This window comes from Halomonas sp. LC1, from assembly GCF_030247125.1.
Taxonomy (GTDB): Bacteria; Pseudomonadota; Gammaproteobacteria; order Pseudomonadales; family Halomonadaceae; genus Vreelandella.
This window is the reverse complement of record NZ_JASSPG010000007.1, coordinates 148,960-170,877: the sequence shown is the minus strand read 5'-3', so window position 1 is coordinate 170,877 and position 21,918 is coordinate 148,960. Positions and strand designations below refer to the sequence as shown.

General features: G+C 60.2%; 22 protein-coding genes. 15 read left to right on the top strand and 7 right to left on the bottom strand.

Annotated elements, in window-relative coordinates; translation table 11 throughout:
- The first annotated feature begins 50 nt into the window (after positions 1-50).
- Positions 51-521, top strand: coding sequence for a tRNA (cytidine(34)-2'-O)-methyltransferase (locus QIT27_RS12840; protein ID WP_159343624.1), 471 nt, complete (start codon positions 51-53; stop codon positions 519-521).
- Positions 522-523: 2 nt separating this feature from the next.
- On the opposite strand, the gene pyrE is transcribed toward QIT27_RS12840, so the two are convergent.
- Positions 524-1,189 carry an orotate phosphoribosyltransferase gene (gene pyrE, locus QIT27_RS12835; RefSeq protein WP_159343623.1) on the bottom strand — a complete coding sequence of 222 codons (666 nt, stop codon included), beginning with the start codon at positions 1,187-1,189 and terminating at the stop codon, positions 524-526.
- 141 nt (positions 1,190-1,330) lie between these two features.
- Here pyrE and QIT27_RS12830 point away from each other — a divergent pair, with 141 nt between their 5' ends.
- The gene (locus QIT27_RS12830; RefSeq protein WP_159343622.1) at positions 1,331-2,098 is read left to right on the top strand and encodes an exodeoxyribonuclease III; all 768 of its coding nucleotides are present in this window, start codon (positions 1,331-1,333) and stop codon (positions 2,096-2,098) included.
- Between the two features lie 88 nt (positions 2,099-2,186).
- Here QIT27_RS12830 and rph read toward each other — a convergent pair whose 3' ends face one another.
- Positions 2,187-2,924: a ribonuclease PH gene (gene rph / locus QIT27_RS12825; protein ID WP_159343621.1), complete on the bottom strand. Its 738-nt coding sequence runs from the start codon at positions 2,922-2,924 to the stop codon at positions 2,187-2,189.
- 119 nt (positions 2,925-3,043) lie between these two features.
- Between rph and QIT27_RS12820 the strand changes: the two genes are divergently transcribed.
- On the top strand, positions 3,044-3,922 hold the full coding sequence (locus tag QIT27_RS12820) for a YicC/YloC family endoribonuclease (RefSeq protein WP_159343620.1): 879 nt from the start codon (positions 3,044-3,046) through the stop codon (positions 3,920-3,922).
- A 138-nt stretch (positions 3,923-4,060) separates the two neighbouring features.
- Here the strand turns inward: QIT27_RS12820 and QIT27_RS12815 are convergent, their stop codons facing one another.
- Positions 4,061-4,540, bottom strand: a complete 480-nt coding sequence (locus QIT27_RS12815; RefSeq protein WP_159343616.1) for an Lrp/AsnC family transcriptional regulator — start codon at positions 4,538-4,540, stop codon at positions 4,061-4,063.
- A gap of 147 nt (positions 4,541-4,687) precedes the next feature.
- Between QIT27_RS12815 and QIT27_RS12810 the strand changes: the two genes are divergently transcribed.
- From QIT27_RS12810 to QIT27_RS12800, 3 genes are all read left to right on the top strand, one after another.
- The gene (locus QIT27_RS12810; RefSeq protein ID WP_285264073.1) at positions 4,688-5,728 is read left to right on the top strand and encodes a zinc-dependent alcohol dehydrogenase family protein; all 1,041 of its coding nucleotides are present in this window, start codon (positions 4,688-4,690) and stop codon (positions 5,726-5,728) included.
- Positions 5,729-5,767: 39 nt separating this feature from the next.
- On the top strand, positions 5,768-6,343 hold the full coding sequence (locus QIT27_RS12805; RefSeq protein WP_285264072.1) for a histidine phosphatase family protein: 576 nt from the start codon (positions 5,768-5,770) through the stop codon (positions 6,341-6,343).
- Between the two features lie 98 nt (positions 6,344-6,441).
- Entirely contained in the window at positions 6,442-7,317 is an 876-nt protein-coding gene (locus QIT27_RS12800) for a pirin family protein (protein ID WP_285264071.1), read from the top strand.
- Positions 7,318-7,323: 6 nt separating this feature from the next.
- Here QIT27_RS12800 and QIT27_RS12795 read toward each other — a convergent pair whose 3' ends face one another.
- Positions 7,324-7,935 carry a DNA-3-methyladenine glycosylase family protein gene (locus QIT27_RS12795; protein ID WP_285264070.1) on the bottom strand — a complete coding sequence of 204 codons (612 nt, stop codon included), beginning with the start codon at positions 7,933-7,935 and terminating at the stop codon, positions 7,324-7,326.
- A 207-nt stretch (positions 7,936-8,142) separates the two neighbouring features.
- On the opposite strand from QIT27_RS12795, the gene QIT27_RS12790 reads away from it, so the two are divergent.
- Positions 8,143-9,348, top strand: coding sequence for an MFS transporter (locus QIT27_RS12790; protein ID WP_285264069.1), 1,206 nt, complete (start codon positions 8,143-8,145; stop codon positions 9,346-9,348).
- Between the two features lie 75 nt (positions 9,349-9,423).
- Positions 9,424-9,675: a YMGG-like glycine zipper-containing protein gene (locus QIT27_RS12785; protein WP_159343611.1), complete on the top strand. Its 252-nt coding sequence runs from the start codon at positions 9,424-9,426 to the stop codon at positions 9,673-9,675.
- Positions 9,676-9,684: 9 nt separating this feature from the next.
- Here QIT27_RS12785 and QIT27_RS12780 read toward each other — a convergent pair whose 3' ends face one another.
- Positions 9,685-10,380, bottom strand: coding sequence for an extensin-like domain-containing protein (locus QIT27_RS12780; protein WP_285264068.1), 696 nt, complete (start codon positions 10,378-10,380; stop codon positions 9,685-9,687).
- A 135-nt stretch (positions 10,381-10,515) separates the two neighbouring features.
- Between QIT27_RS12780 and gmk the strand changes: the two genes are divergently transcribed.
- From gmk to ridA, 4 genes are all read left to right on the top strand, one after another.
- Positions 10,516-11,148, top strand: coding sequence for a guanylate kinase (gene gmk, locus QIT27_RS12775; protein WP_253018684.1), 633 nt, complete (start codon positions 10,516-10,518; stop codon positions 11,146-11,148).
- An 89-nt stretch (positions 11,149-11,237) separates the two neighbouring features.
- Entirely contained in the window at positions 11,238-11,498 is a 261-nt protein-coding gene (rpoZ, locus tag QIT27_RS12770) for a DNA-directed RNA polymerase subunit omega (RefSeq protein WP_159343608.1), read from the top strand.
- 26 nt (positions 11,499-11,524) lie between these two features.
- Positions 11,525-13,657 (top strand): RelA/SpoT family protein, encoded by a 2,133-nt coding sequence (locus QIT27_RS12765; RefSeq protein WP_159343607.1) that lies wholly within the window; start codon positions 11,525-11,527, stop codon positions 13,655-13,657.
- Between the two features lie 94 nt (positions 13,658-13,751).
- A complete protein-coding gene (gene ridA / locus QIT27_RS12760; protein WP_159343606.1) occupies positions 13,752-14,141 on the top strand; it encodes a deaminase RidA in 390 nt (129 codons plus the stop codon).
- A gap of 97 nt (positions 14,142-14,238) precedes the next feature.
- On the opposite strand, the gene QIT27_RS12755 is transcribed toward ridA, so the two are convergent.
- Positions 14,239-15,120, bottom strand: a complete 882-nt coding sequence (locus QIT27_RS12755; RefSeq protein WP_285264067.1) for an SDR family oxidoreductase — start codon at positions 15,118-15,120, stop codon at positions 14,239-14,241.
- Between the two features lie 144 nt (positions 15,121-15,264).
- On the opposite strand from QIT27_RS12755, the gene QIT27_RS12750 reads away from it, so the two are divergent.
- Positions 15,265-16,194: a hydrogen peroxide-inducible genes activator gene (locus QIT27_RS12750; RefSeq protein ID WP_285264066.1), complete on the top strand. Its 930-nt coding sequence runs from the start codon at positions 15,265-15,267 to the stop codon at positions 16,192-16,194.
- Positions 16,191-18,269 carry an ATP-dependent DNA helicase RecG gene (gene recG, locus QIT27_RS12745; RefSeq protein ID WP_285264065.1) on the top strand — a complete coding sequence of 693 codons (2,079 nt, stop codon included), beginning with the start codon at positions 16,191-16,193 and terminating at the stop codon, positions 18,267-18,269. The genes QIT27_RS12750 and recG overlap by 4 nt, the downstream gene beginning before the upstream one ends.
- Before the next feature lie 27 nt (positions 18,270-18,296).
- Here the strand turns inward: recG and yccS are convergent, their stop codons facing one another.
- Positions 18,297-20,504 (bottom strand): YccS family putative transporter, encoded by a 2,208-nt coding sequence (yccS, locus tag QIT27_RS12740; RefSeq protein WP_285264064.1) that lies wholly within the window; start codon positions 20,502-20,504, stop codon positions 18,297-18,299.
- A gap of 160 nt (positions 20,505-20,664) precedes the next feature.
- Here yccS and QIT27_RS12735 point away from each other — a divergent pair, with 160 nt between their 5' ends.
- Positions 20,665-21,888 carry an MFS transporter gene (locus QIT27_RS12735; protein WP_285264063.1) on the top strand — a complete coding sequence of 408 codons (1,224 nt, stop codon included), beginning with the start codon at positions 20,665-20,667 and terminating at the stop codon, positions 21,886-21,888.
- Positions 21,889-21,918 lie beyond the last annotated feature (30 nt).

Genomic DNA, 21,918 nt, shown 5'->3' with positions numbered 1-21,918 from the left:
GACGAAGGCGCAGCAGGCAAATACAGCAGGTAACTCATAGGCAGGTGGTGATGTTTGAAGTAGCGCTATTCGAGCCGCGCATGGCTCCCAATACGGGCAACATTATGCGCCTAGTGGCGAACAACGGCTGCCGTCTCCATTTGATCGAGCCGCTGGGCTTTGATCTCGAAGAGAAAAAGCTGCGCCGCGCTGGTTTAGACTACCGCGACCTTGCCAACGTGACCCGCCACGCAGATTTTACGGCGTTTTACACCGCCATGCAGGGGCGCACCATCTGGGCGATTACCACCAAGGGCACCCGCGCCCACAGTGATGCTAGCTTCGCACCGGGTGATGTACTGCTGTTCGGTTCAGAAACCGCCGGGCTCTCTCCAGACGTGCACGCCATGCTTCCGGCGGAGCATAAACTGCGCATCCCCATGCAGCCTAATAACCGTAGTTTGAATCTCTCCAACGCGGTAGCGGTGGTGAGCTATGAAGCGTGGCGCCAGCAGGATTACGCCGGCGCCCTCGAGATTTAGACTTACCCGGCAATGCCGTATTGGTCGCGGTAAGCGCGTACCGCATCGGCGTAGGCGAGCATCTCGCCGCCTGCGTGCTCTTCAAGATACGTCAGCACTTGCTCAAGGGTGACGATGCTGACCACCGGCATGCCGTACTGGGCCTGTACTTCTTGAATGGCGCTCTGTTCGCCTTGGCCGCGCTCCTGGCGGTCGAGGGCAATGATCACCCCACCGGCACGGGCACCGCTCTGCTCAATCAGGCCCATCACTTCACGGATCGCGGTGCCTGCGGTGATCACGTCATCGATGATCAAAATATCGCCTGAAAGCGGCGCGCCCACAATGTTGCCACCTTCGCCGTGGGTTTTGGCTTCTTTGCGATTGAAGGAGTAAGGCATATCCAGATCGTGGTGGTCGGCCAGCGCCGCCGCAGTGACCGCCGCCAGCGGAATGCCTTTGTAGGCCGGGCCAAACAGCACGTCAGCTTTCAAGCCACTATCCACAATCGCCTGGGCGTAAAAGCGGCCCAGCTTGGCCAGCGCCCGACCGGTTTGGAACAGCCCGGCATTGAAAAAGTAGGGGCTAACGCGGCCAGATTTCAGCGTAAACTCGCCAAACTTAAGTACGCCCTGTTCAATGGCAAAAGCAATGAAATCGCGCTGGTAGGGTTGTAGAGTGGTGGCCACGGCATTCCTCACTAAGCGGTAGGTTTCAATCGGCACGAAAGCAACAATAAAAGTAGGGTAAATGGCAAGTTTTACTCGCTGCCTTTACCCAAACGTCTAAACGTCGGGTATCATACAGCAGCGACGCAAAAGGGACGATTTATGAAAATTGCCAGCATCAATGTCAATGGTATACGTGATGCCGTCGACCGTGGCTTCCTGGACTGGCTGGCTCAGCAGGATGCCGACGTGGTCTGCGTGCAGAACATCAAGGCGAAAAGTTTTGAACTGGGTGACCACATTCTCTATCCGGAAGGCTACGAAGGCTACTTCCTGGATGCCGAGGAAGATGGTTTCTCCGGTGTGGCACTCTATTGCCGCAAAATCCCCAAAGCCATTATGTACGGCCTGGGGTTTCCTCAGTGTGACCACGAAGGGCGCTTTCTGCAGGCGGACTATGACCGCTTCAGCATTGCCACCTTCCTGATGCCTGATGGAAGTGACCAAAAAGCCAAGCAGGCGTTTATGGAGCAGTACCAAGAGTACCTGACGAAGATGTCGCGCAAACGCCGCGAATACATCATCTGCGGTACCTGGCACATTGCCCACAAAACCGTCGATTTGGCCAACTGGTCGGACAACCAGCTCACCTCGGGTTTCCGCCCGGAAGAGCGTGCCTGGATGGATCAGGTGCTTGGCCCCACCGGCTTTATCGACACCTTCCGCGAAATTAATCGCGATGCAGGCGAGTACACCTGGTGGCCAAAACTTGACCAAGACGTGCCCCGTGACCGTCAAGAAGGCTGGCGGATCGACTACCAACTGGTCGGCCCCAACTTCCGTCGTCACGTGGTGGACGCGTGGATTGATTACGATGCGACCTTCTCAGAGTTCGCACCGCTGATCGTTGAGTATGATCTAGCGCTTTAAGCGTTAGCTACTTCCCGCGTCGCACCGCCAACAGGCCAGCTTACCGCTGGCCTGTTGCGTTTCAGGGCCCGAGTCATGCTGGGCTCCTTTAACCGCGAATCCCCAGCGCTTCACGCTGCTTCTCACGCAGTTCATCACCGGCTTTCTCGGCCAAATCCAGCATCGCGTTCAGCTCTTTACGATTAAACGCGCCCGCTTCCGCCGTGCCCTGTACTTCAATCAGCTCGCCGCCTTCGGTCATCACGACGTTCAGGTCGGTGTCGGCTTTGCTATCTTCGGGGTAGTCCAGGTCCAGCACCGGCACGCCCTTGTAGATGCCTACTGAGATCGCACTGACCAACTGCTTGAAGGGGTCGCCTTTGATCTTCTTTTCCCGCTGCAGGTAGCGAAGCGCATCCACCAGCGCCACGCAGCCGCCGGTAATGGCCGCCGTACGCGTGCCGCCATCGGCCTGGATGACATCGCAATCCACGGTGATGGTGAACTCGCCCAGCTTCTTCAAATTCACCGCTGCGCGCAGGCTGCGGCCAATCAGGCGCTGAATCTCCAGCGTGCGGCCACCCTGTTTGCCACGGGTCGCTTCGCGGCCGCTGCGGGTATGAGTCGCGCGGGGCAGCATGCCGTATTCGGCAGTAATCCAGCCCTGATGTTTACCGCGCAGCCAGCGCGGCACGCCCGCTTCCACGCTCGCGTTGCACAGCACCTTGGTATCGCCAAACTCCACCAGCACGGAGCCTTCCGCATGGCGGGTGTAATCACGGGTTAAGCGAATTTCACGGAGCTGGTCGGCCTCGCGACCGCTGGGGCGAACTACATCAGGACGCATAGCACCTCACATCATGTTTAAAGTGGAAAAGCCCTCTATTGTACACGTCTGAGCGTGCGCGGATGGGCCTATCGGTTAGACTGTTCGGAATCACATTGATGGAAAGGATGCATCGACTTATGGCCGCTTCCCGCCGCGTACACAGCATGACCGCCTTCGCCCGCACCGAGCAGGCCGCCCCGTTTGGCACCCTGCAGGTCGAGATTCGCTCGGTGAACCAGCGCTACCTAGAGCCGCACTTTCGCCTCCATGAAAGCCTGCGAGATTTAGAACCGGTGCTGCGCGAAGCACTGCGCACGCGCCTGGCCCGTGGCAAGGTAGAGTGCAGCGTGCGGTTCGAGAGCGCCGACACCGCCCAAGCACCGGCCGTGAACGCCCAGCGCCTAAAAGAGATTGCCGATGCCCTGGCCGCCATTCAGCAGCAGGTGCCCAGCGCTGTGCCGCCCACCACGCTGGCGCTGCTCAACCAACCCGGCGTGATGGAAACCCAGCACCTCGACCAAGACGCCATTAAAGCCGCCGCCAAAACGCTTTTTAACCAAGCGCTGGATGAGCTGATCGACGCCCGCGCCCGCGAAGGCGAAAAACTGGCCGAGATGATCACCACCCGCCTTGACGCGGTGAGCGAGCAAGTGGCCACCGTACGCAGCCTGCTCCCGCAAATCCTGGAACGCCAGCGTGCCCAGCTGCTAGAGCGCTTAGAAATCGCCAAAACCGAGCTCGACCCCCAGCGCTTGGAAGCCGAGCTGGTACTGGTCGCCCAAAAAGCCGACGTGGACGAAGAGCTAGACCGCCTCACCGCGCACATCGACGAAGTGCGCCACCAGCTCGCCCAAAAAGGCCCCAAAGGCCGCCGCCTGGACTTCCTGATGCAGGAGCTTAACCGCGAAGCGAATACGCTTTCATCGAAATCTGTGGTAGCGGAAACGACCCGCTGCGCGGTGGAGTTGAAGGTGCTGATTGAGCAGATGCGGGAGCAGATTCAGAATATTGAGTGAGCAGTAGCAGCCGAGCGGGTCGAGCACGTGGCGATGATTCCGGGGGGCAGGCTAGGATTCGATATCCGCGCTTGGCAAAGTGATCGTCAATAACTGATGGTGGCTGACGCGTTTACGGATTTTCGTAAAGAGCTTCGCTCACAGCCCCAACAACTCCTCAACCGGCAAGTGGCTAGTCGCCTTCATTTCCCTCAGCGAGAGGTTGGAGCGAATGCTCGATACCCCAGGCAGCTGGCGCAGCACCGTTTCGACGAAGTGGCTGTAGTCGTCTAGGTCTTTGGCGACCACTTGCAGCAGGAAGTCGGCCTCGCCGGTGGTGTTGTGGCAGCTCAGCACCCGAGAGCTTGATTGGATGATGCGCTCGAACTCTGCCGTCGCGGCTTCGCTGTGTTGGGTGCAGGTAATCTGCACGAAGGCCAGTACGCTGGCGCCGACTTTGCGTCGATTGAAGATGGCTTGATAGCCCTCGATCACCCCCAGTTCTTCCAGGCGTTTGTGCCGTCGCCAGCAGGTGGCTTCGCTCAGGTGCAGCTGTTCGGCCAGCCGCGCGTTGGGCATTCTGCCATCAATCTGGAGTAACGCTGCTAACTTGGCGTCTTTTTTATCCAATGCGCTCATATCGCAAGTCTCTTTCTTATCAACACTATAAAGAGAAAGAGTGCTTCACATTGATGAGTGTTGTCCACGATATGGAAAGCTCATTTCAGGCCAGGCTCGCTATAGTAGCATTAGCGAATCCGCAGCCTAAACGTTCAGGAGTGCTCCATGAAAGCCGTCGTACTTGAGCAGTTTTCCGCCCCGCCCACTATTCAGCAGGTGCCGGATCCGACTCCCGAACCTCACGGCGTCGTGGTCAAGGTGATGGCTAACGGCGTATGCCGCAGTGATTGGCATGGCTGGATGGGCCACGACCCGGATATCCGGCTTCCCCATGTGCCGGGGCACGAGCTGTCCGGCGTGGTGGAAGCGGTGGGCAAGGATGTGACGAAGTGGCGGGTCGGGGATCGTGTGACCGTGCCGTTCGTGGGCGGCTGCGGCATTTGCCCGGAGTGCAACGCAGGCCACCATCAGGTATGCGATAGCCAGTTCCAACCAGGGTTTACTCACTGGGGCTCGTTTGCCGAGTATGTGGGCATTCACTACGCCGATGTGAACCTAGTCGCCCTGCCGGATACCCTGACGTTCGACACCGCCGCCAGCCTGGGCTGCCGGTTCGTGACCTCTTTTCGTGCGGTGGTAGACCAGGGCCGCGTGTCGGCGGGCCAGTGGGTGGCGGTGCACGGCTGCGGCGGTGTGGGGCTGTCGGCCATCATGATTGCCAGCGCAGCCGGCGCCAACGTGGTGGCGGTGGATATTTCCGAGCAGGCGCTGGCTTTGGCGCGCCAGCTGGGGGCGGTGGCCACGGTGAACGCCAACCAGGTGGCCGACGTGGTGGAGGCGGTGGTCGAGATCACCCAAGGCGGCGCGCACGTCTCGCTGGACGCGCTGGGCCACCCCACCACCTGCTTCAACTCCATCAGCAATTTGCGCAAGCGCGGCAAGCATGTCCAGGTAGGGTTGATGCTGGCAGATCACAGCACGCCTGCCATTCCCATGAGCAAGGTGATTGCCAACGAGCTGGAAATTCTGGGCAGTCATGGCATGCAGGCCCATCGCTACGGTGCCATGCTGGCGATGATCCAGTCAGGCAAGCTGGCGCCTGAAAAATTGATTGGCCGCCGTATCACGCTGGAAGAGTCCGTGCAGGCGTTGGTCAACATGGGCAAGTTCGAAGGCGCGGGGGTCACCGTGGTGACGAAATTCTGATAAAAGAGGGGAAGACTGTTCTCACCAGAGGGCTTGCCCGTGTTCAACCTGCGTTTCTTCACTCTGTGCATGCTCTCAGGCCTGCTTAGCCTCTTACCCCTCACCACCTACGCCAACACCGCCACTTGGCAAGCGCTCCAAGAGGGCGGTTTGGTCATCCTCATGCGCCACTCCCTGGCCCCAGGCATCGGCGATCCGCCGGGGTTTGTATTGGAAGACTGCGATACCCAGCGCAACCTGTCCAGCGAAGGGCGTGCCCATGCGGTGGCAGCGGGGCAGGCGCTGCGGGAGCGGGGCGTGGCGATTGATGCGGTGTACAGTTCCCAGTGGTGCCGGGCGTTGGAAACCGCTGAGCTGATGGCGCTGGGGGCGGTGGTGCCTGCGCCGTGGCTGAATTCGTTCTTTCGCGGGCGTGGGGATCAGGTGGCCATTACCCAAGCGGCTCGTGAGCGTATGGCGGGGTGGCAGGGGCCGGGGAATATGCTGCTGGTGACGCATCAGGTGAATATCACGGCGCTGACCGGTGGGGGCGTTAGCTCCGGGGAAATGGTGGTCGTGCGCCCGCAAGAGAATAGCTTCACGGTGGTGGGGCGGCTGAGCGTTCCCAGCCGTTAAGGCGTTCTATTCATTTCCTTCAATGAACCGGGGCAAATTATTCGCTCCTCATCCGTTAGCTGAGGTTTTACGCTGGGCGTATTGATAAGGAGAGCATTATGTCATCAGCCAATACTCCATCCGTTCGCCGTGTGGTCGCTCAGCATCCTGCCCATCGGGATGATATCGGTGATTTGGTCACCCGCCGGCCGCTGCCGGGGCCGGGGTTGGATCAGCTCGATCCGTTTCTGTTTTTGAATCACCACGGCCCGCAGGTTTACCCGGCCAATAACCGTGGGCTGCCCTTTGGGCCGCACCCGCACCGTGGGTTTGAAACGGTAACGTTTATTTTAGAAGGCTCGCTGGCCCATGCCGACAGCGCCAAACACCAGAGCGTGATTCACGCAGGCGGCGTGCAGTGGATGACCGCCGGTAGCGGCATCGTCCATGCGGAAATTTCGCCGGAGGCGTTTCTGCGCGAGGGTGGCCCTCTGGAAATCTTGCAGCTGTGGGTCAACCTGCCGTCACGGCTGAAGATGAGCGAGCCGCGCTACGTGGGCTTGCAGCAAGAGGGCATCCCCGCTGTTCAACTGGCAGGCGGCGGTACGCTCAACCTGATTGCCGGGGAGTGGCAGGGGCAAGCAGGCCCGATCGAGTCGCTGACGGGAGTATTCATGTCGACGCTGGCGCTGCCTGCTGGCGCGCATGAGCAGCTACCCGTCGCCCCTGGGCGGCAGGTGTTCTTGTACGTGGTGAGTGGCGACGTGACGGTAGGTGGCGAGCCTGCTAAAGCTCACCATTTGATCGAAGTCGACCGTGACGGTGAAAGTCTGAGCATTGAAGCAGCGAGCGATGCGCGTCTGCTGTTTGGCCATGGCGACGTCATCAACGAGCCGGTCTACTCCCACGGCCCCTTTGTGATGACCACCCGCGATGAGATAGTACAGGCGGTAGAGGATTACCAGAACGGTAAATTTGGCGGGCTTACGCTTTAAAGACCGCTAAACCGGCTCGCCGCGATAGTAGTGCCATAAAAACAGCGAGCCCACGCTGCGCCAGGGCGACCAGAGCTCTACCATCTGGCGGGCTTGCTTCGGCGTGGGTTTGTTCTCCATGCCCTTCAAGCGGCCTAGCGCTACCCTTAAGGCGAGGTCGTCGGCGGGGAAAATATCGGGCCGCTGGAGCGAGAACATCAGATAGATCTCCGCGCTCCAGCGGCCAAACCCGCGCAGTTGAGTGATCGCGGCAATGGCCTCGTCATCGCTGAGATGCGCTAAGCCATCGGCGCTAAACGTGCCCGCCAGCTCTGCCTCGGCCAGTCCTTTGGCATACTCGATTTTACGCCACGATAGCCCCGCATCGCGTAGCGCCTGACCTTCCACCTCCATCACCGCCTTGGCATGTAGCTCCGGCAGCAGCGTATTCACCCTGCCCATGATCGCCCGGGCGGCTTCGGTGGATATCTGCTGGCTGACGATGGTCGAGAAGAAGGTCGCAAAGCCTGGATCGCGCTGGCGCGGGTTGGGCGCGCCGACTAAGGGGTACGCGCGGGCAATGTCGGGGTCGGCATTGGCCAGTGCCTGCATGGCGTGCTCGATGGTGTTGGAGGTCATAACCGGCCCTCTTAATGAAAAGATAATCGTCACATCCTAGCAGTTGCCTCTTGGGTGCTGCCGCGTCAGTGTCCACGGGTTACCCCTTTGCACGCTAACTTTTTTAACGTCATATATTCCTACTTTCGTCTAATCCTGCCATCATTTGACGCAATCTAAGACCGTTTTGATAAGCAGGCGTTTTATCCAGCGCCTGGGGAGAGAGGTATGCAAGAGTCGTCAACGGGGCTGGCGCGTAACCCGCGATTGGCAGAGTTTGTACTGGCGCTGGGTGGGTTCGGCATTGGTACCAGCGAGTTCGTGATCATGGGACTGATGAACCGCGTGGCGGAGGATTTAGCCGTAACGGTGCCGCAAGTGGGCTATGCAATCAGTAGCTACGCCCTGGGCGTGGTCGTGGGCGCGCCGTTGATTTCCGCGCTGGCCGCGCGGGTGCCTAAACGGGCGCTGCTGATTGCGCTGATGCTGGTGTTTGCCGTGGGCAACATTGCCAGCGCCATGGCACCGGGGTTCTGGTCGTTTGTGGGCCTGCGTTTTATCGCCGGTCTGCCCCATGGTGCTTACTTTGGCGTGGCGGCGCTGGTCGCAGCCGGAGCGGTACCGGTCGACCAGCGGGCGCGGGCCATCGCCAGGGTCATGCTGGGCCTGACAGTGGCTATTTTGATTGGTGCTCCGCTGGGTACCTGGGCAGGCAATCTATTGGGCTGGCAAATTGCGTTTGCGGCGGTTGGAGGCATTGCACTGCTGACGGCGCTGTTAATCCGTGTGTGGGTGCCGGTACAGCCCTTCGATGCCAATGCCAGCCCGTTGAGAGAGCTCTCGGCGCTGGTGAAACAGCGCGTGTTGGTCACCGTTGCCATTGCCTGTATCGGCTGCGGCGGCATGTTCTCGATCTTCAGCTATGTGATGCCGACATTGACCCAGCAGGCAGGCATGAGCGAAGCGCTGGGGCCGCTGGTGTTGGTGATTTTTGGCCTGGGCTCTATCGCCGGTAACCTGGTGGGCGGGCGCATGGCGGATAAAAACCTGATGCGGGCAATACCTACCATTTTAGTGTGGTGCGCGGTGGTGCAGGGGCTGTTCTACTTTGCTGCGAACGAGGTGTGGTCCGGGCTGCTATTTGTAGGCTTGGTGGGCACCAGCATGGCGCTTGCGCCGTCGCTGCAAACCCGCCTGATGGACGTGGCCGAAGACGCCCAAACCATGGCGGCCTCCATGAACCATGCGGCCTTTAACGGGGCGAACGCGCTGGGGGCGTGGCTGGCGGGCTTGGCGATTAGCGCTGGGTTCAGCTGGTCGAGCACCGGGCTGGTAGGCTCGGGGCTTGCGCTATGCGGCCTAGTGATTTTCGCTTGGGGGCGGTGGCTGGAAAAACGCACCTACCCCGCCAAACCTGCCGTCGCGCGGGGCTAGCAAAAAGCATAAGCAGTGGCGAAATGCGCGTATCGTTCCTAGGGTATATAGGTGCAACCCATAAGGAGGTGACCTATGCATAACCCAGTAATGAAGACATCGCGTGTTGTGACGTTAAGTGCCATGGCCGCACTGATCATCGCGTTAGCGGGCTGCGGTTCGACCACGGGTGAGCGGGCGACCAGCGGTGCCGGAGTGGGGGCCGCCGTTGGCGCAGGCGCCGCTGCCGTCACGGGCGGCAGCGTCACTCAAGGCGCCGTGATTGGTGGTGGCGTGGGTGCTGCCACGGGAGCGGCCACCGATGAAGAGGACATCAACCTCGAATAACCCAACGCACTAGCGGCACAGCCTGAAGCCGCGCATGCCTAAATGAAAATGGTCGGCATGCGCGGCGTTATAGTCTGGCCCCAGTACGTTGCCAAAGGTATCACACGCGCCATCTCGCGCTGCGCGTAAAAACTTCCCCGCGTTACCCGCGTCATCCCAGTCGTTAATCAGCGATATTTGCCGGCCATCCTCGAACTGAAACCCCACCACATCCAGCGCGTCGGCGGTGGCGTGCTCGCTGCGTCGGCCGATGTCTCGGCCATAGACGTTGCGACAGGCAAAGCTACCCACGTGGTTCACCTGGGCGACCCGGCTACCCATAATCGCCTGCGCCGCAGGCTGCAGTGCATGGCGTTCATACATCACCCAGGCCAATGCCAGCGGGCAGGAGGCCACGAAACTCTGGTTAAAGCGCACGCTGCTGCTCTGCATGCGCACGACATTGGTGAGCGGGCAGCTGGCAGTAGGCGTGTAATCGGCCAACGGCGTGTAGCGCAGCTCGTCTTCGGGCACGGTATCCAGCGCAGCTAGGCAGGCGGCGCGGTCATCGTTCAAGCGTTTGAGCTTCAGTTGGGTGACGGGCGTGATGGGGTCATCCACGTATAGCGGCGCCCAGGGCGTCCAGTGGCGGGGAATGTCGATGATGCCTTTCTGCAGCGCGACCCCCAGCGCAATCAGGCCTAAAATGAACAGTGTGCCGCGCATGCTGACCTCCTTGTGGCCGTATCGAAACGCTACAGTCCCTGCTATGGGTGTGCGATACTGCGCTCCCCATAATGTCGGCGGTGGCCGGCCTGCGTGATGACGAACGACCATTTTGACTAACTAGGGAAGCGCTTCATGTCCCAGGGTACGCTGTTTATTGTTTCTGCCCCGTCGGGCGCGGGTAAAACCAGCCTCGTTCGCGAGCTGATCGAAAGCCTGGATGGCATTCAGGTGTCGGTGTCGCACACCACGCGCGCCAAGCGCGACGGTGAGGTCGATGGCGTGAATTACCACTTTACCCAAGTGCATGATTTCGAGGCGATGATCGCCCGTGGCGACTTCTTTGAGTATGCCAAGGTCTTCGACAATTACTATGGCACTTCGCGCGAGGCGGTCCAAACGCTGCTGGACGCCGGGCAGGACGTCATTTTGGAAATCGACTGGCAAGGCGCGCAGCAGGTGCGCGAACAGATGCCTTCTGCGGTGTCGATCTTCATCTTGCCACCGTCGCGCAGCGAATTGGAGCGCCGCCTGTCGAGCCGGGGCACCGACGAGCACGCGGTCATTGCCCGGCGCATGCGCGATGCGGTCAGTGAGATGTCCCATTACGACGAGTATGACTATCTGGTGATCAACGACGACTTCACCACGGCGCTGCAGGAACTCCAGTCGCTGGTCATTAGTCGCCGTCTCACGCGTGTTGCCATGCAAGAACGCCACGCACCCTTGCTCGATGCACTCTTGTCACAGGCGCCTAGCGTCGAGTAATCTATCAGGTCCTATCACCACTCTTTTCGCTGGGTCGGCGGCGTTATCCAACAACGCCGGCCCGGCGTCGTTATTACAGGAAGGCCCCCATGGCTCGCGTAACCGTTGAAGATTGTCTGGAAAATGTAGAAAACCGCTTCAAACTGGTGATGATTTCCACCCAGCGTGCTCGCCAGCTGGCTCGCGGCTCCCGCGATGCGCTGCTGCCCTGGGAAAACGACAAGCCCACCGTTATGGCGCTGCGCGAAATTGCGGCGGGCCTGGTGGACCACACCGTTCTGGACGAGCCGGTCGAAGCGCCCGTGCGTGCGCGTCCTGCCATGACGCCTAGCGCTCACATCGACGATTAAGCTAGCACCGATTAGGGGCGCGGTACATGTTCACCATTGATGACCTGGCCGACCGACTCGGCGGCTACTTACCCCCGGACGAGATCCAGCAGGTCAAGCGCGCCTTCTACTACGCAGAGCAGGCCCACGACGGCCAGCGCCGCCGCTCTGGCGAGCCCTACGTCACGCATCCGCTTGCGGTCGCCAATATTCTCGCCAACATGCACATGGACCATCAGAGCCTGATGGCCGCCATGCTGCACGATGTGATCGAGGATACCGGCGTCTCCAAAAAGGCCCTGGCGGCGCAGTTCGGCAAGCCCGTCGCCGAGCTGGTGGATGGCGTCTCCAAACTGACCCAGATCACTTTTGAAGATAAAGCCGTCGCCCAGGCGGAGAACTTTCAGAAGATGGTGCTGGCGATGTCGCGGGATATCCGCGTCATCATCGTCAAGCTCGCTGACCGGTTGCACAACATGCGCACCTTGGGAGCGCTGCGTCCGGATAAAAAACGCCGCATTGCTCGGGAAACCCTGGAAATCTATGCGCGCATTGCCGGGCGGCTGGGGATCAACACCATCCGCGTCGAGCTGGAAGACCTCTCGTTTCAAGCGATTCACCCCATGCGGGCCGAGCGCATCAAGCGCGCCGTGGCCAGCGCGCGGGGCAACCGCCGTGGCGCCATGCGGGAAATCCAGTCATCGCTGCAGCAGAGCCTCGACGACGAAGGACTGAAAGGCACGGTGATTGGTCGCCAGAAGCACCTGCTCTCCATCTACAAGAAGATGCGCGACCAGCGTAAGCCTTTCATCGAAATCATGGATGTCTTCGGTTTTCGGATCATCACCGAAGACGTAGCGAGCTGTTATCGCATTCTCGGCGTGGTGCACAACCTCTATAAGCCGGTGCCGGGGCGTTTCAAAGACTACATCGCGATCCCCAAAGCGAACGGCTATCAAAGCCTGCACACCACGCTGTTTGGTCAGCGAGGCATGCCCATCGAGGTGCAAATCCGCACCCGTGAGATGGAAGCTATGGCCAACAACGGCATTGCCGCCCACTGGCTCTACAAAGCCGGGCAGACGGCGCACCCGATTGCCGAAGGCAGCCACGCCCGCGCTCGCGCTTGGGTAAAGGGCCTGTTGGAGATGCAGCGCCACGCCGGGGATTCGCTGGAGTTCATCGAACACGTCAAGAACGACCTTTTCCCCGACGATATCTACGTGTTTACGCCTAAAGGCGACATCATGGAGCTGCCCCAGGGCGCCACGGTGATCGATTTCGCTTACAGCGTGCATACCGATATCGGCAATAACTGCATTGCCTGCCGAATCGACCGCCACCTTGCGCCACTCTCGACGCGCTTAGAAAGTGGTCAGACGCTGGAGATTATCACCGCCCCCGGCGCGCGGCCCAACTTGGCGTGGCTGAACTTCGTGACCACCGCCAAGGCGCGCTCTGCCATTCGCCATGCGCTGAAGCATCAGCAGCAGGCGGAAGCGGTGATGCTCGGGCGGCGGCTGCTCAATAAAGCCCTGGCGCCCTTCGAAACGAGTCTGGAAGAGCTGGACGAGAGCATCTTCGAGCAGGCGTTCAAAGAGTTGGATGTAGCGTCGCTAGACGCTTTGCTCGAGTCGCTGGGGTTAGGCAATCGCATGGCGCACGTAGTGGCGCGCCGTTTGGTGGATGTCGCCCATGGCGACAGCTTTGATAAGACGCTTTCCGACAACGGCGACAAGGCCGTGGTCATCAGCGGTAGTGAAGGGATGGTGATCAACTTCGCTCGCTGCTGTCACCCCTTGCCCGGCGACCCGGTGGTAGGACATCTGTCGGTCGGTAAAGGGCTGGTGGTACACCGTAGCGAGTGCAAAAACCTCGCCGAGCGCAAAAACGACCCCGAAAAGCTGTTTGCTCTGGAGTGGTCCGAGCATATCGACGAAGACTTCCCGGTGGCGCTGCGTATTGAGATCGAAAGCCGTCGCGGCCTCGTAGCCGAGCTGGCGGGACTGGTGACCGATGCCGATGCCAACATCGAGCGCATTGGGATCGAAGAGCGCGATGCGCGCCTGTCCACCGTCAATCTCACGCTGGCAGTCAAAGGGCGTGTTCACCTCGCGCGCATCATCAAACGCATCCGCAACCTGCCCAACGTTGGCAAGATTACCCGCACCGCTAACTAAACGCCCCTGTGCCTACCGCTGGCGATGCGCGCCAGTCTGCGTAGGCCATGGCGATAATAATCAACGTTTCATTCCTACAGGAGCATGACACCCTATGAGCAATAAAGCGGTTATCAACACAGAAAAAGCCCCTGCCGCCATCGGCCCGTACTCCCAGGCCATCAAAGCCGGCAACACGGTTTACCTGTCGGGCCAGATTCCGCTCGACCCGGACACCATGGAGATCGTCTCCGACGATTTCGAAGCTCAGGCGCGTCAGGTGTTCACCAACCTGCAAGCCGTGTGTGAAGAAGCCGCAGGCTCGTTGGGCGATATCGTCAAACTTAACCTCTACCTGGTCGATCTGGACAACTTTGCGATCGTGAACAAGGTGATGGAAGAGTTCTTTGCTATGCCGTTCCCCGCTCGCGCGGCAGTGGGTGTTAAAGCGCTGCCCAAAGGCAGCCAGGTAGAAGCCGAAGCCGTGATGGTGATTGGCGACTAATCGCCACGCTTACGCTAGGCGCGGCGTTGAATCGCTGCATAAAAAAAGAGCGAGCTGTGATCAGCTCGCTCTTTGCGTTTGGATAGCGCTAGGGTAACTAGGCTTTTTGCAGCTCTAGAAATCCACCCTCTTTCAATACCTGGGCATACCCTTCTTTATAAGTGGGGTAGCGGAAGGTGTAGCCCGTCTCGAGAATGCGGCGGTTGTCGCAACGCTTACTGGCGCGACGGCGCAGCGGCGACTGCATGGTATCGGTCGACTCCACCTTCAATTGCTTGGCCAGCCATGCCATCACGTTATGCATGGTGACCGGCTCGCAGTCGCTGCCCAGGTAGAGATCGGCCAGTGGCGTGCCGCTCTCCTGGCAGCGAATCAAGTGCCCCAGAATGCCGGTGCAGTCGTCGCGGTGAATGCGGTTGGAGTAGATCACGGGCGTCACCGCAGCAATGCGGCCCTCGGCCACTTGGTGAATCAAACGATCACGCCCCGGGCCATAGATGCCTGAGAAACGCACGACGGTGCCGGGAAGCGGATGATTCAGCAGCGCCTGTTCGGCTTCGCACATCAGGTTGCCCGAGAAGCTGGTCGATTCCGTGGGGCTCTCTTCGTTGACGACTTCGCCCTCTTGCTGGCCATAGACACTCGTAGAGGAGACGAAGAAGATGCGCCGCGGCGGCGTGTCGTGCTGTTCCAGAACGCTGAGCACACGCTTGAGACCGTCTGGATAGGCGCTTTGGTAAGCACTCTCTTCAAAGCGGTCTGCGCTGACGGTGTAAATCACGTAGTCGGCTTGGGGTAGGGCGTTGGCACCGGCCCCGTCCAGGCTGTTGAGATCGAGGGCTAATGGCTCGATGCCGGTAGACTCCAACGCCTTGGCTTGGCGGCGCACACCAATCACCCGATGCCCCTCGTCCAGCAGCTCTTGTCCAAGCGTGACGCCGATGTCTCCACAGCCGATAATCAGTACCGTTAGCTTCACCTTGCTCACCCCTCTTGATAAATATTCCCTATCAGATACAAAGTCCCTATGAGATGTGCCATCTTCAATAGGGCTTGTCTGTCCTTTTCCGTCTCGCTAACACGATGACTCGAGCTGCAACGAGAGGATGCCACTGGCACCGCTATGACTTTAACAGAACTTCGCTACATCGTAACCCTTGCCCAAGAGCGTCACTTTGGCCGCGCCGCCGAGCGCTGCCATGTTTCCCAACCGACGCTCTCGGTCGCCGTGAAAAAGCTCGAAGACGAGCTGGAGATCCCGCTGTTCGAACGCTCCAAATCCACCGTGCAAGTCACCCCCTTGGGTGAAAAAATCGTCGCTCAGGCGCAGCGCGTGTTGGAGCAGAGTGGGCTGATCTACGAGCTGGCCAGCGCTGGCAAAGACCAGCTCGCCAACCCGCTGCGCATTGGCGCGATTTACACCATTGGGCCTTATCTGTTCCCCCACTTGGTACCGGCACTGGCGAGTGCTGCGCCGCAAATGCCGCTCTACATCGAAGAGGGCATGACCGGCACGCTGCGGGCCAAGCTGCGCAGCGGCGAGCTGGACGTGATCATCGTCGCGCTACCGTTTACCGAAACCGATGTGGTCACCAAACCGATCTACGACGAACATTTCGAGGTGTTGATGCCCGCCAGCCATCCATGGGTGGCGCGGGAGGCGATTCATAAAGAAGATCTATTAGAAGAGCGGCTGCTGCTATTAGGGGAAGGCCACTGCTTCCGCGATCAAATTTTGGAAGCCTGCCCGGCGATTACCCAAAAGCTCAACAGCCCCAATAACACCCTGATTGCCGAAGGCGGCTCGCTCGAGACCATTCGCCATATGGTGGCCTCTAAGCTGGGTATCACCGTGCTGCCGCAGTCGGCGCTAGGCACCGACCAGTACGAAAACGCCATGCTGGTCAGCCGCCCGTTTGTGGACCCCGCCCCTTCACGCACCGTGGCGATTGCCTGGCGGGCCAGCTTCCCACGGCCCAAGGCCATTGATGCCTTGGCCAAGGCGATCAGCCAGTGCCAGCAGCCGGTGCATAAGAAGAATGCTCCCTCATGAGTGAGCTGTCTGCACCGGTCACGGCGCTGAAGGGCGTGGGGGAGGCGCTGGCGATTAAGCTCGCCCGGCTTGGGGTAGAACGCATCAGCGACCTGCTGTTCCACTTGCCGCTGCGTTACCAAGACCGTACGCGGCTCACCCCCATTGGACTGCTGCGGGCAGGGCATGAAGCCGTGGTCGAGGGGGAAGTGACGGCCAGCGATATCGTCAAAGGCCGTCGGCGCAGCCTGCTGATTCGTCTGCGCGATGGTAGCGGCATCTTGAGCCTGCGCTTTTTCCACTTCTCGCCCGCTCAACAGCAGCAGCTTCGCCCCGGCGTGACCGTTCGGGCGTTTGGCGAAGCGCGGGCAGGCGCCACGGGGCTAGAGATCTATCACCCAGAGTATCGGCTTAGCGGCGGTAGCGAAACGCCGGTCGAGGAGTACTACACGCCTATTTACCCGACTACCGAGGGGCTTCACCAAACCCGTCTGCGAGCGCTGACCCAGCAGGCGCTGCGCCTGCTGGAGCAAGCGCCCGAAACGCTGCCCGATGTGATTCCCGATGCGCTGCGCCAGCGCTTCCAGCTGCCGGGGCTACACGCCAGCTTGCAGTTACTGCACCAGCCGCCGCCGGATGTGGATTTAGAGCAGCTTGCCCACGGCCTTCATCCCGCTACGCGGCGGCTCGCCTTGGAAGAGCTGCTGGCCCATCAGCTTAGCCTGCGAGAAGTGCGCTTACGTATTCAAGCTGACGGCGCGCCAGAGCTACCCTCCGGGCGCAGCCTGCAAACGCGCTTCTTAGCGCAACTGCCGTTTGCGCTTACCGGCGCCCAGCGTCGGGTGCTGGAAGAGATCGCCCTCGATCTGGCTCGCCCCGCGCCCATGCTGCGGCTGGTACAAGGGGATGTGGGTTCTGGAAAAACCGTGGTGGCCGCCATGGCGGCACTCTCTGCGCTGGCGGGCAACTGCCAAGCGGCGATGATGGCACCGACGGAAATCCTCGCTGAGCAGCACTACCGCGCATTTAAGGCCTGGTTCGAGCCGCTGGGCATCGAAGTCGCGTGGTTGGCAGGCAAGCTGAAGGGCAAAGCCAGGCTGGATGCCAAAGCCGCCATTGCCGATGGCCGGGCGCGTATGGTGGTAGGTACCCACGCGCTGTTTCAAGACGACGTGCACTTCCAGTGCCTGGGGCTGGCGATTATCGATGAGCAGCACCGCTTTGGGGTTCACCAGCGCCTTGCCCTGCGGGAAAAGGGCGAAGCGGGTGGGTTAACCCCCCATCAGCTGATCATGACCGCCACGCCGATTCCCCGCACGCTGGCCATGAGCGCCTACGCGGATCTGGATGTGTCGGTGATTGATGAACTGCCGCCAGGGCGCACACCGGTGAAAACCGTGGTGGTCTCTGACGAGCGCCGCCCGGAAGTGGTCGAGCGGATTCGTAATGCCTGCAGCGACGGCCGCCAAGCGTATTGGGTGTGCACGCTGATCGAGGAGTCTGAGGCGCTGCAGTGTCAGGCCGCCGAGGTGACGCGCGACGAGCTGACCCAGGCGCTGCCGGAATTGGCCATTGGGCTGATTCATGGGCGTATGAAAGCCGCAGAAAAGGCCGAGGTGATGGATGCCTTCAAAACCGGCGAGCTGGATCTCCTGGTGGCCACTACGGTGATTGAGGTGGGCGTAGATGTGCCCAACGCCAGCCTGATGATCATCGAAAACCCGGAGCGCTTGGGGCTTTCCCAACTTCACCAGCTGCGCGGTCGGGTAGGGCGCGGCAGCACCGAAAGCTTCTGCGTGCTGCTTTACCATCCGCCGCTCTCCAAAAGCTCCCGGGAACGGCTCGGCGTGATGCGGGAAACCACCGATGGCTTCCGCATTGCCGAAAAAGACCTGGAGATTCGAGGCCCTGGCGAAGTGCTGGGCACGCGCCAAACCGGCCTCGCCCAAATGAAGATCGCGGATTTAGAGCGCGATGCCGACCAGCTAGAGCGGGTGACCGCCCTGGCCCAGGCGTTGCAGGGCAACGCCGAGGTGACGGCCGTGTTGGTGCGCCGCTGGCTGGGTGAAGCGGCAGGCCGCTACGGGCAGGTGTAGCGGCAGGGCGTGGGTATGCGCGCGGTGCTAAGCCGCTGCGTTAGGTTCGTGGAGCTTTTCGGCGCTTGGGCTTGTCAAGCGGTTGGCGGCGTCGCTTAGCGGGCCAAGCTGACTGGCAATCAGGCGCAGCTGGCTTTGGATGGGCCGATAGAGCGTGACGGCGTTCTCTTCCGCTGCGCCGCTTTGCTCCTCTAACTGACTCAGCAGCTCGTTGGCAGGCTCGCTCAGCGGCTCCACAGGCAGGCGTTTATCCAACTGTTCGGCCAATTGCTCTAACAGGGCGCTGATCCGCTTGGCCTGAGGCACGAAGGCGGCATCGTCCTCATCTTCGGCCAGCCGGTGGCGGTGGGCACCCAGCGCGGAGAGGTGGCTTAACAGCGTGTTGGAGAGCACCAAAAAGCGCAGCCCGTTATCGGCATCCTGCTTCCGGTAGTGCCCCGGCTCATGGAGCATGTTGGTGAGCAGCGTCGAGAGCGCCGCATCCGCGTTATGGGCGTTACGCCGTGCTAAGCGGTAGGCCAGATCATCCTGCTTGCCCTCTTCATACTGGTGAACGATCTCGTCCAAATAGCGGCGGTGGTTGGTCAGCACCTTGGCCGCTTCGCGGTACAGGCGGCGGCCTTGCCAGTCCGGCAGAATAAAGAACACCGCCAGCCCCGCAATCAGCGAGCCAATTAACGTATCGAATAGCCGCGGCCAGATCAGGTCGAAGCCATCCCCCACTTGGTTAAAGCTGCACAGTACCAGCAGGGTGATCGACGCGGTAGCGATCACGTAGTGCTTTTCCCGGTTGGCAAAGAACGACACACCCGCTGCTACGGCAATCATGCTCTGGATGAGTGGCTGGGGGAACAGGCTGATAGACGCCCAGCCTGCAATCAGCCCAAGCACCGTGCCCAGAATCCGCTGGGAGAGAAAGCGTCGGGTGGTGGCGAAGTTAGGGCGGCACACGAACAGCGTGGTGAGCAAAATCCAAAAGCCCTGCTGCGGGTCGATCCACTGTAACAGCCCGTAGCCCACCACCAGCGCGGTGGTTAAGCGCACCGCGTGGCGAAAGGTGGGCGAGCCCAGCGTAAAGTTCAGCCGCACCCGTTTCCAGGCTTCCAGCAGGCTAGAGGGCGAGCGGTCATAAAGCGCGCTGTCCCGGCGTTCGCTGCCGGTAGCCGGGTTGTGGGCGCTGGCAATCTGCGCTTCGAGCGTGGTGAGGTTGTCTGCTAACGCATTCAATGGGCGCATGAGAGGCCGCCACTCCGGCTTGCCGCGCTCGCTGAGGTTATCAATCGAAGCGCGCAGGTCAGCCAACGCCTGCTCGCTCTGCTCGTGACTGAAAGGACGGTTGAGCAGCAGCGACTTGGCTAGCTGGCGGCAGGCGCGGCCCTGCTGGTCCAACAGTCGCTGGCAGCGAAATAGCACGTCATGGTGGAAAAAGGCTTCAGTAAGCGCGCTGTAGGGGTAGTGGGTGGAGCTAGCCCGCTCATGGATATCTTGAGCGATAAAGTAAATCTGCAGATAGCGGTTGAGCTTACGGCTGCCGCGCTGGCCTTCTAGGCGGCGAAAGATCATCTCTTTTGCCTGATTGAGCGCATCCACCACCTTGCCGTTCTGGCGGGCGAGCGCCACGCGGCGGGCCTCTACATCGACGCCCCGTACCGGCTCGAACAGCGCCGATTTTAAAATCAAGAACTCACCCAGGGCTTTATACACCCGCGCCATGCTCTGTTTCACCGGCTGGCGGGAGAACAGTGCGCACCACACCACCGAAATCGCTCCGTACCAGGCGGCACCGGCCAACAGCAGCAGCTGGCGGGAGGCGACGTCCTCATCCACACCGCCGTGCTGTTCAATATTGATCATGGAGTAGATCGAAAGAATCAGCGTGCCGGAGGCAATCGTCGCGTAACGCTGGCCAATCGCCCCCAGCATGATCAGCGTGAAGGTGGACACCGCCAAACCCACCGCAAACAGCCACGGCCACGGAAACAGCCACTGCACCACAAACGACGCCGAGGCAAAGCAGAGCAGCGTCACCATCAACGCCTGCAAACGCCCCTGCCAGCTATCGTCGGTCTCTGATAAGGCGCTGGCGATGATGCCTAGAAACAGCGGAATGACCAGCGCTACATCCCCCGCCAGCCCACTAAACAGCAGCGCTCCGCTGAAGGCGATGAACACCCGCAGGCTGTAGGCGAACTTATCCAGTGTCCAAAGGCGGCGCAGGGAAAGGGAGAGGGGCATAGAGGCTCTTGTGAGTTTGCTATTGTTAGACTTTAGTATAAATACTGTGTTGGCACGTGGCTATGGCTAAGCGTGAACGCTCATAAACAGTCAATCTTGTACGATGTTTGTAAAAATCTGTTATAAGGAAAACTTTCCCTACACACAATAGGATAGCGCTATGAGCTCCCGCTCCGCCTCATCCCGCTCAACCCGCACGCTGTCGATGCTTAACTTTTCGTTGGCAGACGTTCGCGACGGGTTAGGCCCGTTTTTAGGCATCTATTTAGTGGGATTGGGCTGGGCACCCGATGAAATCGGGTTCGTGATGACCGTCGCCGGGCTCGCCAGCCTGTTGGCCACCACGCCTGCTGGGATGTTAGCAGATGCGACACGGTTTAAACGTTTACTGGTAATTGTCTGTGCCTTGCTGGTGGCGGTCGTCAACCTAGTGCTGCTGCTGTGGCCGCAAACGTGGTTAATCGCTATTTCACAAATTGCCACCGGGATTGCCGCAGCGGCCATTGGCCCTGCCATCCTCAGCCTGACGCTTGGCTTGGTGGGGCAGTCTGGGCTTGCCCACCAGTTGGGCCAAAACCAAGCCTATAACCACGCCGGTAATGCCACCGCTGCCGTACTGGCGGCCTTGGCAGGCTATGTGTATGGGGTAGAGGCGGTGTTCTACCTGATGGCGCTAATGGCCATGGTGACGGTCGTGCTCGTGCTGATGATTCGCCCTGAAGAAATTGATTACGACGAGGCTCGGGGCCTGGATAAAACCAGTCATCAAAGTGAAAGCATCATGAATGTGTTTCGCCGCCACCCTATGCTGCTGGTGGTGGGCGCAACGCTACTGCTGTTTCACTTGGGTAACGCCGCCATGCTGCCCCTACTCGGCCAGCGCGTGGCAGCAAACGAGGTGATGAACCCGGCGGTTTACACGGCGGGTACGGTAGTGATTGCTCAGATGACGATGATTCCCATGGCGCTATTAGCGGCGTGGTACTCCCATAAAAATGGCTACTGGCTGCTGTTTTTAATTGCCCTGGTAGTGCTGCCGATTCGCGGTGTGATCGCCGCTACCGTGCCAGGGCTATGGACGGTGATTCCCGTACAGATGCTGGATGGCATCGGAGCGGGATTACTGGGCGTTGCCACACCGGGCATTGTGGCACAGATACTGCGTGGCACCGGGCGGGTCAATATGGGGCTGGGGGCTGTCATGACCATTCAGGGCATAGGTGCAGCACTCAGCGCGAGTTACGCCGGTGTGATTGCCAGCTGGCTAAGCTATGAAGCCGCCTTTTTAGCCCTAGCAGGCGTGGCTGCCTTGGCAGTAGTGGTGTGGTTACTGCTCTTTGACCGCTCGGTGTCGTCATCGGCGCTTCACAGGGCAGCGACATAAATTTGCACAAAAAAAACCCGCAGCATGACA